Origin of the sequence: Polynucleobacter sp. Tro8-14-1, from assembly GCF_018881655.1 — a bacterium.
GTDB lineage: Bacteria > Pseudomonadota > Gammaproteobacteria > Burkholderiales > Burkholderiaceae > Polynucleobacter.
Genome location: NZ_JACVPX010000002.1, coordinates 38,416 through 54,984, shown reverse-complemented (window position 1 = coordinate 54,984; position 16,569 = coordinate 38,416). Strand labels below are relative to the sequence as shown.

General features: G+C 46.1%; 14 protein-coding genes and 1 pseudogene. 14 read left to right on the top strand and 1 reads right to left on the bottom strand.

Translation table 11 applies throughout. The features are described from left to right. Positions 1-138: 138 nt before the first annotated feature. The 14 genes and pseudogenes from ICN34_RS02615 to hisD all read left to right on the top strand — a co-directional run bounded on the left by ICN34_RS02615 (position 139) and on the right by hisD (position 15,422). On the top strand, positions 139-4,884 hold the full coding sequence (locus ICN34_RS02615) for a glutamate synthase-related protein (protein WP_216120685.1): 4,746 nt from the start codon (positions 139-141) through the stop codon (positions 4,882-4,884). A gap of 47 nt (positions 4,885-4,931) precedes the next feature. After that, on the top strand, positions 4,932-6,395 hold the full coding sequence (locus tag ICN34_RS02610) for a glutamate synthase subunit beta (RefSeq protein ID WP_216120683.1): 1,464 nt from the start codon (positions 4,932-4,934) through the stop codon (positions 6,393-6,395). Positions 6,396-6,405: 10 nt separating this feature from the next. Then, positions 6,406-7,260, top strand: coding sequence for an ABC transporter ATP-binding protein (locus tag ICN34_RS02605; RefSeq protein WP_216120681.1), 855 nt, complete (start codon positions 6,406-6,408; stop codon positions 7,258-7,260). Beyond that, complete coding sequence (gene mlaE, locus ICN34_RS02600; protein ID WP_072582088.1) at positions 7,257-8,045, top strand: lipid asymmetry maintenance ABC transporter permease subunit MlaE; 789 nt, start codon at positions 7,257-7,259, stop codon at positions 8,043-8,045. Before ICN34_RS02605 ends, mlaE begins: the two co-directional genes overlap by 4 nt. Positions 8,046-8,066: 21 nt before the next feature. Then, entirely contained in the window at positions 8,067-8,549 is a 483-nt protein-coding gene (mlaD, locus tag ICN34_RS02595; RefSeq protein WP_072582089.1) for an outer membrane lipid asymmetry maintenance protein MlaD, read from the top strand. Continuing rightward, complete coding sequence (locus ICN34_RS02590; RefSeq protein ID WP_072582090.1) at positions 8,546-9,298, top strand: VacJ family lipoprotein; 753 nt, start codon at positions 8,546-8,548, stop codon at positions 9,296-9,298. Before mlaD ends, ICN34_RS02590 begins: the two co-directional genes overlap by 4 nt. Positions 9,299-9,351: 53 nt before the next feature. Next, positions 9,352-9,993: a phospholipid-binding protein MlaC gene (locus ICN34_RS02585; RefSeq protein ID WP_072582091.1), complete on the top strand. Its 642-nt coding sequence runs from the start codon at positions 9,352-9,354 to the stop codon at positions 9,991-9,993. Between the two features lie 18 nt (positions 9,994-10,011). Beyond that, positions 10,012-10,269, top strand: a complete 258-nt coding sequence (locus ICN34_RS02580) for a lipid asymmetry maintenance protein MlaB (RefSeq protein ID WP_072582092.1) — start codon at positions 10,012-10,014, stop codon at positions 10,267-10,269. 5 nt (positions 10,270-10,274) lie between these two features. Then, positions 10,275-10,958, top strand: a pseudogene (locus tag ICN34_RS02575) (ABC transporter ATP-binding protein); the annotation flags it as partial. 65 nt (positions 10,959-11,023) lie between these two features. After that, positions 11,024-11,812 carry an ABC transporter permease gene (locus ICN34_RS02570; protein ID WP_072582093.1) on the top strand — a complete coding sequence of 263 codons (789 nt, stop codon included), beginning with the start codon at positions 11,024-11,026 and terminating at the stop codon, positions 11,810-11,812. Between the two features lie 33 nt (positions 11,813-11,845). Continuing rightward, entirely contained in the window at positions 11,846-12,094 is a 249-nt protein-coding gene (locus ICN34_RS02565; RefSeq protein WP_072582094.1) for a BolA family protein, read from the top strand. Between the two features lie 56 nt (positions 12,095-12,150). Continuing rightward, positions 12,151-13,425, top strand: coding sequence for a UDP-N-acetylglucosamine 1-carboxyvinyltransferase (gene murA, locus ICN34_RS02560; RefSeq protein ID WP_072582095.1), 1,275 nt, complete (start codon positions 12,151-12,153; stop codon positions 13,423-13,425). A gap of 20 nt (positions 13,426-13,445) precedes the next feature. Further along, the gene (gene hisG / locus ICN34_RS02555) at positions 13,446-14,072 is read left to right on the top strand and encodes an ATP phosphoribosyltransferase (protein ID WP_072582096.1); all 627 of its coding nucleotides are present in this window, start codon (positions 13,446-13,448) and stop codon (positions 14,070-14,072) included. 27 nt (positions 14,073-14,099) lie between these two features. Further along, a complete protein-coding gene (hisD, locus tag ICN34_RS02550; protein ID WP_216120679.1) occupies positions 14,100-15,422 on the top strand; it encodes a histidinol dehydrogenase in 1,323 nt (440 codons plus the stop codon). Between the two features lie 35 nt (positions 15,423-15,457). Here the strand turns inward: hisD and hisC are convergent, their stop codons facing one another. Continuing rightward, entirely contained in the window at positions 15,458-16,525 is a 1,068-nt protein-coding gene (hisC, locus tag ICN34_RS02545; RefSeq protein ID WP_216120677.1) for a histidinol-phosphate transaminase, read from the bottom strand. Positions 16,526-16,569: the final 44 nt, after the last annotated feature.

Below are 16,569 nucleotides of genomic sequence, written 5' to 3'. Positions count from 1 at the left end.
CCATATATAGAATTCATATTGGTGCGACATCTAAATAAATGGGACAGACTCATTTTATTTCTATTGCATCGGTGTGGGTATTCACCTATATTGGATCCTCCAAAAGTAATTAGGCCTTTGTCGCCCCTCGGAAATACTATGACTACAAAATTAAATACAGATCTTCGCCCTATCGCTCAAGGTTTATATGACCCTAGTAATGAGCATGACGCTTGCGGCGTAGGATTCGTTGCACATATTAAAGGTAAGAAATCTCATGAGATCGTTTCTCAGGGTTTACAGATTCTTGAGAATCTAGATCACCGGGGAGCGGTAGGTGCCGATCCTCTAATGGGTGATGGTGCCGGTATCTTGATTCAGATTCCAGATACTTTGTATCGCGAAGAAATGGCAAAGCAAGGCGTGACCTTGCCACCCTTAGGTGAGTATGGCGTTGGCATGATTTTCTTGCCGAAAGAGCATGCTTCACGTTTAGCTTGCGAACAAGAATTAGAGCGCACTGTTCGTCTAGAAGGTCAGGTAGTCTTAGGTTGGAGAGATGTTCCGGTAGATGTGAAATTACCGATGTCACCAACAGTGCAAATGACCGAGCCATTTATCCGTCAAATTTTTATTGGCCGTGGCCGCGACATCATGACAACCGATGCGCTCGAGCGTAAGTTGTATGTGATTCGTAAAACAGCAAGTCATGCAATTCAAGATTTGCATTTGAAGCACGGTAAAGAATATTTCGTTGCATCAATGTCCGCTAGAACCATTGTTTACAAGGGTTTGCTGTTGGCGAATCAAGTCGGTGCTTATTACCAAGACTTGCAAGACAAGCGCACTGTATCCGCGCTTGCTTTAGTGCATCAACGTTTCTCTACTAATACTTTCCCTGCATGGGAATTAGCGCATCCGTATCGCATGATTGCGCACAATGGTGAGATCAACACTGTTAAAGGTAACGTCAATTGGGTCAATGCACGTGAGGGCGCGATTAGCTCCCCAGTGCTTGGCGATGATTTGCAAAAACTCTGGCCATTGATTTACCCAGGTCAGTCAGACACTGCGTGCTTTGATAACTGCTTGGAGTTGCTGGTGATGTCTGGCTACCCATTAGCTCAAGCCATGATGATGATGATTCCTGAGGCATGGGAACAGCATGCATTGATGGATGACAATCGTCGTGCCTTCTACGAATATCACGCGGCAATGATGGAGCCATGGGATGGACCTGCGGCGATGGCATTTACTGATGGTCGTCAAATTGGCGCAACCTTGGACCGCAATGGTTTGCGTCCAGCACGTTATTACGTAACCGACGATGACTTGGTCATCATGGGCTCTGAAGCAGGTGTGTTGCCGATTCCTGAAAGCAAGATCGTTCAAAAATGGCGTTTGCAGCCAGGCAAGATGTTTATGATCGACATGGAGCAAGGTCGCATCATTGATGACGTTGAACTGAAGAATGCCGTTTCTAAAGCCAAGCCATATAAGAGCTGGATCGATGCGGTTCGTGTGAAGTTAGATGAAGTCGATGCCAGCAAGGCAGACTTAATTGACGAGAAAACGACTATTCGTCCAGCAGCTAAATTATTAGACCGTCAACAGGCATTTGGTTATACGCAAGAAGACATTAAATTCTTGATGGCTCCAATGGCCATGAATGGTGAAGAAGCTATTGGTTCAATGGGTAATGACAGCCCATTGGCTGTTCTTTCCAATAAGGACAAGCCTCTCTATAACTACTTTAAGCAATTATTTGCACAGGTGACTAATCCTCCAATCGACTCTATTCGCGAGAATATGGTGATGTCTTTAGTTTCTTTTATTGGGCCCAAGCCTAATCTATTAGATACCAATAACATTAACCCGCCAATGCGTTTAGAAGTTAGTCAGCCAATTTTGGATTTTGATGACATCACCAAGATTCGCCACATTGGTCACTACACTAACGGCAAGTTCCGCTCTTACGAATTGGATATTTGCTATCCAGCGTCATGGGGCAAAGCTGGTATTGAAGCTCGCTTAGCTTCTTTGTGTGCTGAAGCTGCAGATGCCGTACGTTCTGGCTACAACATTTTGATCGTGAGCGATCGTCAGGTTGACGAGAAGCATGTCGCCATTCCGGCTTTGTTGGCAACTTCTGCTATCCATCAGCATTTGGTGCAAAAAGGTTTGCGCACCAGCGTTGGCTTAGTAGTTGAAACTGGCAGTGCACGTGAGACTCATCACTTTGCACTCTTGGCTGGTTATGGTGCAGAAGCCATTCATCCATACCTCGCTATGGAAACGTTGGCTGAAATGGCTAAAGGATTGTCTGGAGATTTATCTGCTGAAAAAGCAGTGAAGAACTTTGTAAAAGCTGTAGGCAAGGGTCTGCAAAAGGTCATGTCCAAAATGGGCATCTCCACTTACATGTCCTACACCGGTTCACAGATTTTTGAAGCGATTGGTTTAAATCACGACATCATTGATCAGTACTTCAAAGGCACCCCATCAAATGTGGGTGGTATCGGGGTATTTGAGGTGGCTGAAGAAGCTTTACGTATGCATACAGCTGCATTTGGTAACGATCCAGTTTTAACCAATATGCTTGATGCTGGTGGCGAATATGCTTTCCGTATTCGTGGCGAGAATCATATGTGGACCCCAGACACGATTGCTAAGTTGCAACACTCCACACGCATTGGTGCTGAGAAGGGCTATCAGACTTATAAAGAGTACGCCAACATCATCAATGATCAAACCAAGCGTCAAATGACTTTGCGTGGTTTGTTTGAATTCAAGCTCGATCCAGCAAAAGCGATTCCATTGGATGAAGTGGAATCTGCAAAAGAAATCGTTAAACGTTTTGCAACTGGCGCGATGTCTTTGGGCTCGATTTCTACAGAGGCCCATGCCACTTTAGCAATCGCCATGAACCGTATTGGCGGTAAGTCTAATACTGGTGAGGGTGGCGAAGATCCAAATCGTTATGTGAACGAGCTCAAGGGCATTCCAATTAAGAAGGGCGAGACTTTAGCTAGCATCTTGGGTAGCGATGTGGTTGAAGCCAATATTCCATTGTTGGATGGCGACTCATTGCGCTCCAAAATTAAGCAGGTTGCTTCTGGTCGTTTTGGTGTGACTACTGAGTATTTACGCTCTGCAGATCAGATTCAGATAAAAATGGCCCAAGGCGCTAAGCCTGGTGAAGGTGGTCAGTTGCCTGGTGGAAAAGTATCTGATTACATCGGTAAGTTACGTTTCTCTGTGCCGGGTGTTGGTTTGATTTCTCCTCCTCCGCACCATGATATTTATTCGATTGAGGATATTGCTCAATTGATTCATGACTTGAAGAATGTTAATCCAAAGGCTGACGTTTCTGTGAAGTTGGTATCTGAGGTCGGTGTTGGAACTATTGCTGCTGGTGTGGCAAAAGCTAAGGCAGACCACGTTGTGATCGCTGGTCATGATGGCGGTACTGGTGCATCTCCATTGTCTTCAATCAAGCACGCCGGCTCCCCATGGGAGCTCGGCTTGGCTGAAACCCAGCAAACATTGGTTCTCAATGGTTTGCGCAGCCGTATTCGTGTTCAGGCTGATGGTCAGATGAAAACAGGCCGTGACGTAGTGATTGGCGCTTTGTTAGGTGCAGACGAGTTTGGTTTTGCGACAGCGCCATTGGTGGTTGAGGGTTGCATCATGATGCGTAAGTGTCATTTGAATACCTGCCCAGTTGGTGTTGCAACTCAAGATCCGGAACTGCGTAAGAAATTCTCCGGCAAACCTGAGCATGTGGTGAATTTCTTCTTCTTTATCGCTGAAGAAGCTCGCGAGATCATGGCGCAACTTGGCATTCGTAAGTTTGATGACTTAATTGGTCGCGTTGATTTGTTGGATACCCGTAAAGGTATTGAAAACTGGAAAGTGCATGGCTTGGATTTCAGCAAGATATTTGCTGAACCACAAGTAGCAAGCGAAGTCCCACGTTACCAAGTGTTAACTCAAGATCATGGCCTAGCTAGTGCGCTTGACAATATCTTGATCGAGAAGAGTGAGCCTGCATTAGAGCGTGGCGAGAAGGTTTCCTTCATTGTTCCGGTGAAGAACGTGAACCGTACCGTTGGCGCAATGCTTTCAGGAGAGGTTGCCCAGCGTTATGGTCATGCAGGTTTACCGGATGACACGATTCATATTCAATTGAATGGCACGGCTGGTCAAAGCTTTGCAGCCTTTTTAGCGCGTGGCATCACATTGGATTTAGTGGGTGATGGCAATGACTACGTTGGTAAAGGTTTATCAGGGGGGCGTGTGATTGTTCGTGCTCCTCATGAGTTCCGTGGAGATACCGCTAAGAACATCATCGTTGGCAATACCGTTCTTTACGGCGCAATTGCAGGTGAAGCCTTCTTTAATGGTGTAGCTGGTGAGCGTTTCGCAGTCCGTAACTCTGGTGCTACAACAGTTGTTGAAGGCACTGGTGACCACGGTTGTGAGTACATGACTGGTGGAACGGTGGTTGTATTGGGCGCGACAGGCCGTAACTTTGCTGCAGGTATGAGTGGTGGCATTGCTTACGTTTACGACGAGGATGGATTGTTCGATAAGCGTTGCAATACCAGCATGGCAACGCTAGAAAAAGTGCTGCCTTCTGCTGAGCAAATTGCCAAGATGCCGAAGTCTGAATGGCATGCCCCTATCGATGTCAAAGATGGCGGTGAGCGTTTGACGGACGAGCAAATTTTGAAGGGCTTGATTGAACTTCATTTCCGTCACACTGGCTCTGAGCGAGCTAAGGCAATCTTGGCTGATTGGGAAAATACCCGCAGTCGCTTTGTGAAGGTTCTTCCAACTGAGTACAAGCGTGCTCTAGGTGAATTGTGGGAAAAGGCTCAGAACAAAACTGTTGCGGCATAAGCCACTTAATTAATAAAGACATTAAGAAAAGATACTAAGGATTCGATATGGGTAAGGTCACTGGATTTATGGAGTTTGAGCGCGTCGGCGAGACGTACGAAGCGCCGGTTAAACGCCTCCATCATTACAAAGAGTTTGTGGCGGCATTAACTGATGAAGAGGCGAAGATTCAAGGCGCACGTTGTATGGATTGCGGTATCCCGTTTTGTAATAACGGCTGCCCAGTTAATAACATCATTCCTGATTTCAATGACTTGGTATTTCATAATGATTGGAAGAACGCATTAGATGTTTTGCAATCAACCAATAACTTCCCAGAATTTACTGGCCGTATTTGCCCAGCGCCTTGCGAAGCTGCTTGTACTTTAGGGATCAATAGCACTGCGGTTGGTATCAAATCTATTGAGCACGCCATTATTGATAAAGGCTGGGAAAATGGTTGGGTTAAGCCGCAACCTTCTAAAACGAAGACTGGTAAAAAAATCGCAGTTGTTGGTGGTGGCCCAGCGGGTATGGCGGCTGCACAGCAATTGGCGCGCGTTGGTCACGACGTAACTGTATTTGAAAAGAATGATCGTGTTGGGGGCTTACTGCGTTACGGTATTCCTGATTTCAAGATGGAAAAGTGGTTGATTGATCGTCGTGTTGAGCAGATGCAAGCTGAAGGCGTTAAATTTGAGACCGGTGTTTTCGTTGGTAAAGAGGCGATTGGTGCCGAAGTAAAAAATTACTCCAATAAGACAGTTTCTCCAGAGCAGTTGATGAAAGACTTTGATGCGGTAGTGATCACCGGTGGTGCAGAGCAGCCACGTGATTTACCGGTTCCAGGTCGTGAGTTGGCTGGCGTGCACTATGCGTTGGAATTCCTGATTCCGCAAAATAAAGAAAATGCTGGCGATTTCAAAAATGAAATTCGTGCAACTGATAAGCACGTAGTGGTTATTGGCGGTGGTGACACGGGTTCAGATTGCGTTGGAACATCAAATCGTCACGGCGCAACCAAGATTACTCAGTTTGAATTGCTCCCTCAGCCTCCAGAAGTTGAGAACACCCCGTTAGTTTGGCCATATTGGCCAACAAAATTACGTACATCCTCTTCGCATGAAGAAGGTTGTGATCGTGACTGGTCTGTTGGAACCAAGCGTTTTGAGGGCAAAAACGGCAAAGTTGAGAAATTGATTGGTGTTCGTCTGGAGTGGAAAGACGGCAAGATGGCAGAAGTACCAAACTCAGAATTCGAAATTAAGGCAGATTTAGTGCTCTTGGCCATGGGTTTTGTATCTCCAGTTCAGCAGGTATTGAATGCGTTTGGCGTTGAGAAAGATGCTCGCGGCAATGCAAAAGCAACTGTTGATGGTCAAAATGCCTATCAAACGAACGTTCCCAAGGTATTTGCTGCTGGTGACATGCGTCGCGGACAGTCTTTGGTAGTTTGGGCAATTCGTGAGGGTCGTCAGTGCGCCCAAGCAGTAGACCAGTATTTAATGGGGTCATCTGTTTTACCCCGATAATATCGGGGATATGAACAGTGACCAGCCAAACTCTTTGGATGTAAACAAGCAAGCTGCAGGAGAAGTTGTCGTCTCTATTAAAGACGTCAACTTTTCCTATGCTCCAGGTGAGCGGCAGATTCTGTCTGGACTCAATATGGAGTTTCGACGTGGCCAGGTAGTGGCTGTCATGGGTGGTTCCGGCTGTGGCAAGACCACTATCCTTCGTTTGATCGGCGGGCAATTTAATGCTCAATCAGGTCAAGTTCTATTTGAAGGTCAAGACATTGGCAAGATGAATGGCGCCGAGTTGATGGCTGCCCGTCGTCGCATGGGAATGCTTTTTCAGTTCGGAGCATTGTTCACTGACCTGAGTGTTTTTGAAAACGTTGCCTTTCCTCTGCGCGAACATACAAATCTCAGTGAAGAGCTATTGCACTCCTTGGTGCTCATGAAATTGAATGCAGTTGGTTTGCGCGGCGCAAGAGACTTAATGCCTTCACAAATTTCTGGTGGTATGGCAAGGCGTGTTGCCCTCGCTAGAGCAATTGCTTTAGATCCACCCCTCATCATTTATGACGAGCCATTTGCTGGTCTGGATCCTATCTCTCTTGGCATTACAGCGCGCTTAATTCGTGATCTGAATAATGCCTTGGGAGCCACGAGTTTATTGGTGACGCACGATGTTGAAGAGACTTTTGCCATTGCTGATTACGTATATTTCATTGCGAATGGTCGCATTGGCGCAGAAGGCACCCCCGATGAGTTGAGTCGCTCAACCGATCCTTTTGTCAGACAATTTTTGGACGCAGCTCCTGATGGCCCTGTGCCTTTCCACTATCCAGGCATAAGCTTGGAAGAGGATTTTGGAGTGAGTGCCTCATGACCACTTTTCTGAACCTGTTTGGTGATCTTGGCTTCTTTGTACGTCGCAACTTAAGTAGTCTGGGTTTGGCTGCTCGTATGTTTGCGGCAGTGATCGCACGCTCTGGATTATTACTCAAAAGACCTCGTTTAGTGATTGATCAAATTTTATTTGTTGGTAATCATTCTTTTGTGATCATTGCAGTCTCAGGGTTATTTGTTGGATTCGTTTTAGGTTTGCAGGGTTACTACACCTTAAATCGTTATGGTTCGGAGCAAGCGCTTGGGCTATTGGTTGCCCTCTCTTTAACTCGTGAGTTGGGTCCTGTCATTACCGCTTTATTGTTTGCCGGTAGGGCTGGCACTTCCTTAACTGCGGAGATTGGCCTCATGAAGGCTGGTGAACAATTAACTGCCATGGAAATGATGGCAGTCGATCCCTTGGGCCGCGTGATTGCGCCACGGCTTTGGGCCGGCATTATTTCTATGCCAATCTTGGCAACGATTTTTACGACGGTCGGCGTTCTGGGGGGCTACCTAGTTGGCGTGCCTTTGATTGGGGTCGACTCAGGCGCCTTCTGGTCGCAGATGCAAGGCGGAGTTGATCTGTTTTCGGATATTGGCAATGGCTTAATTAAAAGCATGGTGTTTGGTGTAGCTGTCACCTTTATTGCCCTATATCAGGGCTATGAATCTAAGCCCACACCTGAAGGTGTTTCGCAAGCCACTACTCGTACGGTGGTTATCTCTTCTTTATCGGTTTTAGCATTGGATTTCTTGCTAACCGCGATGATGTTCTCAAATTAGAAAGAATAAACTGGGGCTCTTATGAGAAAAAGTGCAATTGATGTCTGGGTGGGAATTTTTGTTGGCATTGGTTTGCTGGCTGCTCTATTTCTTGCACTGAAGGTTGGCAATATGAATGCAGTGTCATTTGCGCCAACATACAAAATTTCTGCACGCTTTGACAATATCGGCGGCCTCAAGCCTCGTGCACCAGTGAAAAGTGCCGGTGTGGTGGTTGGCAGAATTGCCAATATTTCCTTCGATGACAAAACTTATCAAGCAACGGTGGTGATGACTATTGAAGACTCCTATAAGTTTCCGAAGGACTCTTCCGCCAAGATTTTGACATCCGGTTTATTGGGCGAGCAATACATTGGTCTTGAGGCGGGCGGGTCAGATGATATGTTGACCAATGGCGAAAAGATTGCGCAGACACAATCAGCTATTGTTTTAGAAAATTTGATTAGCCAGTTCCTTTACAACAAAGCAGCAGATAGCGGCCAAGAAAAGGGCGCAGCAAAATGATGTTGCTCTTTATGCGCAAAGCCAAGATGGCAATCTTGCTTGGTTTGATGGCCTCTTTAATTGGCTGCGCATCCATTCCTGCTGGCGTAGAGCGCTCTCCCCAGGATCCTTGGGAGCCATTCAATCGCTCAGTTTTTGAATTTAATGAAGGCTTGGATGCTTATCTACTCAAGCCGGTAGTTGCAGGCTATCGCTTTGTGCTACCCGAATTCGTGCGTGATGGAGTTTATAACTTCTTTAGTAATTACAACGACATCTACACCGCCCTATTTAACTTGTTACAGGGTAAGCCAGACTATGCCTTTAATGACTTCATGCGAGTAGTGGTAAATACAACTATGGGATTAGGCGGACTCTTGGATTTGGCTACTCCTGGAGGTCTTGAGAAGCACAAAGAAGATTGGGGTCAAACCTTAGGTGTTTGGGGCGTGCCCTCAGGCCCTTATGTAGTTCTTCCGTTCTTTGGCCCAAGTAATGTGCGCGATACTTTTGGCACGGTAGCCGACTTAGAGTCAGACTATCTATTTAAGTATGTGAAGGATGTGGGCCTGCGAAATAGCATTACTGGCTTACGTGTAGTGAACGCACGTAATACCTATTACGAGGCCGGTGATTTGTTGGATGGCGCTGCAATTGATAAGTACAGCTTCTTACGAGATGCTTATATACAAAGACGTGCCTATCAGATTAACGAGGGCAAAGACGACGAGGAGCCTAGGATGCCTCCTTACGAGAACGGATATCAGTAAGTCTGAGTAGCACAATCAAATCGCATTGATGTATAGATAACGAAATAGAACCTATGAAAATTCAAAAAATACTTACTCAATATTTAGTGACAAGCTTGCTTTTAGTTTCTGGTGCGCTTTTTGCACAAGCTCCTGATCAAACAACTCCCCCGGATGTCTTAATTAAGATGGTCGTTACTGACGTAATGACAACGGTCAAGTCTGATCCCGACATTCAAAAGGGCAATATCCCCAAGATCGTAGATTTAGTTGAGAAGAAAATTGTTCCGTATACCGACATGCGTCGCACTACAGAAATGGCGATGGGTCCTAACTGGAAAAAGGCAACGCCTGAGCAACAGGCTCAACTGACTTCCGAGTTTAAGAATCTGCTGATTCGCACTTACTCAGGCGCTTTGAGCCAGCTACGTGACCAAACTGTGCAATTCAAGGCTTTGCGTGCCGCGCCTGACGATAAAGAGGTGGTTGTTAAAACTGTAGTGCTTGGTCGTGGTGATCCAGTGCCTTTAGATTACCGCCTTGAGAAAACTGCCGGTGGTTGGAAGGTCTATGACATGAATATTATGGGCGTTTGGTTGGTTGAGGCTTACCGCAATCAGTTTTCTAACCAAATCAGTCAAAACGGCATTGAAGGCTTGGTGAAGTTTTTGCAAGATCGCAATAAGCAATTAGCCACAGCTAAACCAGCCAATTAATTGATAAGCATAGACATCATGCCCTTTCTTTTGCCAAAAAAAGTGACGCAAGAAAATGCATTGCAGTTGCAAAAAGAAGGCCTATTAAATAGTCCAAACTTACGCTCGATTGATTGCTCCGAATTGAAAGATTTTGATTCCACCGTACTCACCGTTTTATTGGCATGGCAAAAAAAGCTTATGGCTGATGGACAATCCATTTCAGTAGAGCATGCACCAGCAAAGCTCAAGGTTTTGGCAGGTGTTTATGGTGTTTCTACATTGCTGGGCTTGTAATGACGATGCATCCTGCAATTTCTATCCAAAATATATCCAAGCAATACGGAGCACTTCAGGCTTTAGATAATGTTTCATTGAGCATTGAGCCAGGGGAATTTTTCGGTTTATTGGGGCCCAATGGTGCCGGCAAAACTACCTTGATTTCTATATTGGCTGGCCTGGTGAGGCCCACTCATGGTCATGCAGCCATTATGGGCGCTGATGTTCAGAAGGGGTTTCGTGAGGCACGCCGGATGCTGGGAGTGGTTCCTCAAGAGCTGGTCTTTGATCCCTTCTTTACCGTTCGTGAAACTTTACGTTTTCAATCTGGTTATTTCGGGATTAAAAATAACGATGCGTGGATTGATGAGATTATGGCTAATCTTGATCTCACCTCCAAAGCGGATAGCAATATGCGCTCCTTGTCTGGCGGAATGAAGCGTCGAGTGCTTGTCGCACAGGCTTTAGTTCATAGGCCGCCTGTCATTATTTTGGATGAACCGACTGCTGGCGTGGATGTTGAGTTACGTCAATCCTTATGGCAATTTATTAGTCGGTTGAATCAAGATGGTCATACGATTGTTCTGACTACTCATTACCTGGAAGAGGCGGAAGCTTTGTGTCAGCGTATTGCCATGCTGAAACAAGGCAAGATTGTGGCTCTAGATACCACTGCCAATTTATTAAGTCGTTACGGATCTGTCAAAAAAGATGGTGAAGGTAAAACGGACTTAGAAGAAGTCTTCGTGAACATCATGTCGGGGAGTGCGCAATGAAACATGGCCTCAATCGACCTGCTCTAGAGTACGGCAGTGGTTTTCCTACCCTTTTGTTTAAAGAGGTAAAGCGCTTTTATAAAGTAGCTTTCCAGACGGTGGCAGCACCGGTACTTACAGCTGTGCTCTACCTGATGATCTTTGGCCATGTTCTTGAGGGCAGAGAGGTCTACGGACGTTTAAGTTACACAGCCTTTTTAATTCCTGGTCTTGTGATGATGAGTGTTTTGCAAAATGCTTTTGCAAATACTTCATCTTCTTTGATTCAATCTAAGGTCACTGGTAACTTAGTGTTTGTTTTGTTGGCTCCCCTAAGCCATTTTGAGTTTTACTCTGCTTATATTTTGGCTGCAGTATTTCGGGGAATTGTTGTGGGACTGGGCGTTCTATTAATTACCATCTGGTTCGCAACACCCACTTTGGAATACCCATTATGGATTTTGACGTTTGCTTTCTTGGGTGCGGCAATTTTGGGAAGTCTTGGCTTGATAGCGGGTATCTGGGCTGATAAATATGACCAGTTAGCCGCTTTTCAGAACTTCATCATCATGCCCGCAACGATGCTGTCAGGTGTCTTTTACTCCATTCATTCCTTACCGCCAGCGTGGCAAGCAGTGTCACATTTCAATCCGTTCTTTTACATGATTGATGGTTTCCGTTACGGCTTTTTTGGGGTTTCAGATAACTCCCCTTGGAGCAGCTTAGTAATTGTGTTCTGTTTTTTTGTGGTGGTGTCGGTCATTGCTTTACGCCTATTACAAAAGGGCTATAAGCTTCGTTATTAATTGTTGAAAACTCGAGTTTGATTAGGAAAAGAAATGCTACCCACCCCAGAACAGATTGAAGGCTATATCAAGCAAGGGCTAGCCTGCACCCATATTCAGGTTGAAGGTGATGGCCAGCACTTTTTTGCAACCATCGTGAGCCCTCAGTTTGAAGGTAAGCGTTTGGTGCAACGCCACCAATTGGTATATGGTGCAATGGGTGATCGCATGAAGGCGGAAGTCCATGCCTTATCAATCAAAGCATTTACACCTGAAGAATTTGCACAAAATTCAGCAGTATAAAAATTACATCATTACGTATTACAAATTAATAAATCAGTTTTTACTGGAATCGTTTCATGGATAAATTACGAATGGTTGGCGGCACTCCTCTCAATGGAGAGGTAGTCATTGCTGGCGCTAAAAATGCTGCATTGCCCATTCTGTGCGCTTGTCTATTGACTGATCAACCAGTTGTATTGCGCAATGTTCCTGATTTGCAAGATGTGCGTACTATGCTCAAGCTTTTGCAAGAGATTGGTGTAATGGTTGATTTCCCAAGTGCTGGTGATCGTAGTCACATGGTGTTGAATGCAGCGGTTATTAAAAGTTCAGAAGCGACTTATGAGATGGTGAAAACTATGCGCGCCTCCATCTTGGTACTTGGCCCACTTTTGGCCAGAATGCATAGCGCAAAGGTTTCATTGCCGGGTGGTTGCGCAATTGGCGCACGTCCCGTAGATCAGCACATCAAAGGCTTGAAGGCGATGGGCGCGAGTATCAAGATTAAGAGTGGCTACATTCAGGCTGAAACCAAGCCACAGTCAGATCGCCTAAAGGGCGCCTCCATCTTGACTGACATGATTACCGTAACCGGTACTGAGAATTTGTTAATGGCTGCCACTTTGGCATCGGGTACAACCATCTTAGAAAATGCTGCACGCGAGCCTGAGGTTGGTGACTTGGCGGAATTGCTTGTGAAGATGGGCGCGAAGATTTCAGGCATTGGTAGTGATCGGCTAGTGATTGAGGGAGCAGAAAAACTTCATGGTGCTGAGCATTCGGTTATTCCGGATCGTATTGAAGCGGGCACATTCTTATGTGCGGTTGCTGCCACTGGTGGGGAAATTACAGTCAAGCACTGCCGCCCAGACACTTTGGATGCTGTGATTGTTAAGTTAAAAGAGGTCGGCCTGGAAATGGAGATTGGCTCTGACTGGATTAAGGCTTCCATGCAGGGTCGTCCTAAAGCAGTCAACTTCCGTACTTCTGAATACCCCGCTTTCCCGACAGATATGCAAGCGCAACTGATGACGGTCAATGCAATTGCATCGGGCAACTCAACGATTACAGAAACGATTTTTGAAAATCGCTTTATGCATGTTCAAGAGCTCAATCGTTTGGGTGCGGACATTGCTATTGAAGGTAATACTGCTATTGCGCAGGGAGTAGAAAAGCTCTCCGGTGCGATTGTGATGGCTACGGATTTGCGGGCCTCAGCTAGTTTGGTGATTGCTGGATTAGCTGCCCAAGGCGAAACCCAGGTAGACCGGATTTACCACTTAGATCGTGGCTATGACCGCATGGAGCAGAAGTTAACCCTCTTAGGTGCCAATATTGAGCGCGTGAAGTAAGGCTGATGGATAATTAGTCCATGAAATTGACTTTAGCCCTCTCCAAAGGGCGCATCTTCGAAGAAACTGCAGAGATCTTGTCCAAGGTTGGCATAGTGCCGCTGGAGGATCCTGAGAAGTCACGCAAACTCATTATTGAGACATCTAATCCAGATGTTCGTCTCATTATTGTTCGTGCCTCAGATGTGCCTACTTATGTGCAATTTGGTGGTGCTGATTTTGGAGTTGCTGGTTTGGATGTATTGATGGAAAAAGGGAGTGATGGTTTGTACGTTCCTTACGACTTAGATATTGCCAAGTGCCGCATGTCTGTCGCGGTCCGCGAAGGTTTTGATTACGCTGCTGCTGTAAAGCAAGGTTCCCGCTTAAAAGTGGCCACGAAGTACGTCAATTGCGCGCGCGAACACTTTGCCAATAAAGGTGTGCACATTGATACGATTCAACTGTATGGCTCAATGGAGCTCGCACCTTTGGTGGGCTTGGCAGATGCGATTGTGGATCTAGTCTCTACTGGCAATACGCTCAAAGCGAATGGCTTAGTTGAAGTTGAGCCGATTGCCGATATTAGCGCGCGCCTAGTCGTCAATCAAGCTTCATACAAGCGCAAGCGAGCTCAGCTACAACCTATTTTTGAGCTACTGAAGTAATAGTAGCTAGAAGAGAAGTCTTCCCTCATGCCTTCAAACATTAACGTAAAACGCCTCAATAGCAAGGATGCAGGCTTCAGAGAAATTCTGTTGTCGAGCTTGTCCTTGCCGTCTGTTGATGATGAGGCGATAGATGCTGCAGTAGTGAAGATTTTGGCAACTGTTAAAGACAAGGGTGATGAAGCGGTTCTAGGCTTTACAAAACAGTTTGATCGCTTGAGTGTGGCCAGCGTTTCTGATTTAGAGATTCCTCGCAAAGATTTGGAGCTGGCTTATCAGTCTTTATCTGCTGAACAAAAAAATGCTCTCGATATTGCTGCCCAAAGAGTGCGCGCTTATCACGAGAAGCAAAAGATTGAAGCAGGTTGCCACTCTTGGGAGTACGAAGAGAAAGATGGAACACGTCTCGGTCAAAAAGTAACTCCATTAGATCGTGTTGGTATTTATGTGCCAGGCGGTAAGGCAGCTTATCCATCATCCGTGCTGATGAACGCTATTCCCGCAAAGGTGGCGGGTGTTGCCGAAGTGATTATGGTGGTGCCTACTCCTGATGGTGCGCGCAATCCTTTAGTTTTGGCGGCAGCTTATCTTGCTGGTGTAGATCGTGTCTTTACGATCGGTGGTGCTCAGGCAGTTGGCGCTTTAGCCTACGGCACTAAAACTATTCCGTCGGTTGATAAGATTGTTGGACCTGGCAATGCCTATGTGGCTGCAGCCAAGCGCAGAGTCTTTGGTACTGTTGGCATCGATATGATCGCTGGCCCATCAGAAATCTTGGTTCTTTGTGATGGATCTACTCCTCCGGATTGGGTTGCAATGGATCTGTTTTCTCAGGCTGAGCATGATGAGCAGGCTCAATCGATCCTGCTCTGTCCAGATGCTCAATATATTGAGCAAGTGCAAGCAAGCATCAACAAGCTCCTCCCAGAAATGCCAAGAGCAAAAGTGATTGAAGCTTCACTCACAAATCGCGCTTTGTTAATTCAGGTAAAAGATATGTCTGAGGCCTGTGAGATTGCTAATGCAATTGCCGCTGAGCACTTAGAGATTTGCGCTGCTGATCCACGTCAGTGGGCTGACCAAATTCGTCATGCGGGCGCCATCTTTATGGGTAACTACACCAGCGAATCCTTAGGCGATTACTGCGCCGGACCTAATCACGTTTTACCGACTGCACGCACGGCACGCTTTTCTTCACCATTGGGTGTGTATGACTTTATCAAGCGCTCGAGCATGATTGAAGTTAGTGAAGCTGGAGCTCAGACCTTAGGTGCTGTTGCTAGTACGCTAGCTCACGGTGAGGGCTTACAAGCCCATGCACGTGCAGCTGAAATGCGCCTGAATAAGTAAGCGCGCAATAAGCCTGCGCTTACTTCTTAAAAAATCTAACTCAGAATTTCTTTTAAAGCAGCGACAAGTTCATTGCTTTGTTCGTCTGTGCCAATCGTAATGCGCAAGAACTCTTCGATGCGTGGTGATTTGAAGTGACGCACGATGATGCCGCGATCCCGTAATGCTTGATATAGCTTGGCACCAGCATGTTTCGGATGGCGACTGAAAATAAAGTTTGCAGTCGAAGGCAGGGTTGCAAATCCCAATGCATCGAGTTGCTCAATTAACTTTGTACGAGTTTGAATCACTTTGGCTGAAGTTGCTTCCAGATGCGCTTGGTCCTCAATGGCTGCAACCGCACCAGCTTGAGCAAGGCGTCCCAAGGGGTAGGAGTTAAAACTATTTTTGACTCGTTCTAAGCCCTCAATTAATGCTGGATGACCAACCGCAAAGCCGACGCGCAGACCAGCTAGAGCACGTGATTTTGAAAGCGTGTGTACTACTAACAAATTTTCTGGACAGTTGGCGCCACGCAATAGCGGAATACAAGATTCAGTCCCGTAATCTACATAGGCTTCATCAATAACAACTACTGAATCTTTGTTGCGCAAGACTAGCGCTTCAATTTCTGAGCGAGGAATTGATCTACCCGTTGGGGCATTGGGGTTTGGGAAAATAATTCCGCCGTTAGGAGTTTGGTAATCAGCAGTTTTTATCTCAAAATTTTCGTTCAGGGGAACTATTTGGGCATTAATTCCAAAGAGCTTGCAGTAGACGGGATAGAAGCTATAGGTTATATCTGGAAAGTGCACTGGCTTATTTTGCTTGAGTAAACCAGCAAAGACGTGCGCCAACACTTCATCAGAGCCATTGCCTACAAAAACTTGATTTGCGTCTAAGTCATGTAATTTAGCGATAGCTTGTTTTAGGGCTGCGCCTTCCGGATCGGGATAGAGGCGTAAATCGGCAGTATTTTGACCTTCAATAGCAGCAAGCGCTTTGGGCGATGGGCCATAGGGGCTCTCATTGGTATTGAGTTTTACCAGCCGCTGCATTTGCGGTTGCTCCCCTGGAACATAAGGGGTTAGGGTTTGAACAACAGGGCTCCAAAAACGGCTCATGAGGGTTCTCAGGTCAAAAATCGGGATAAAAGTGCAGTGATATC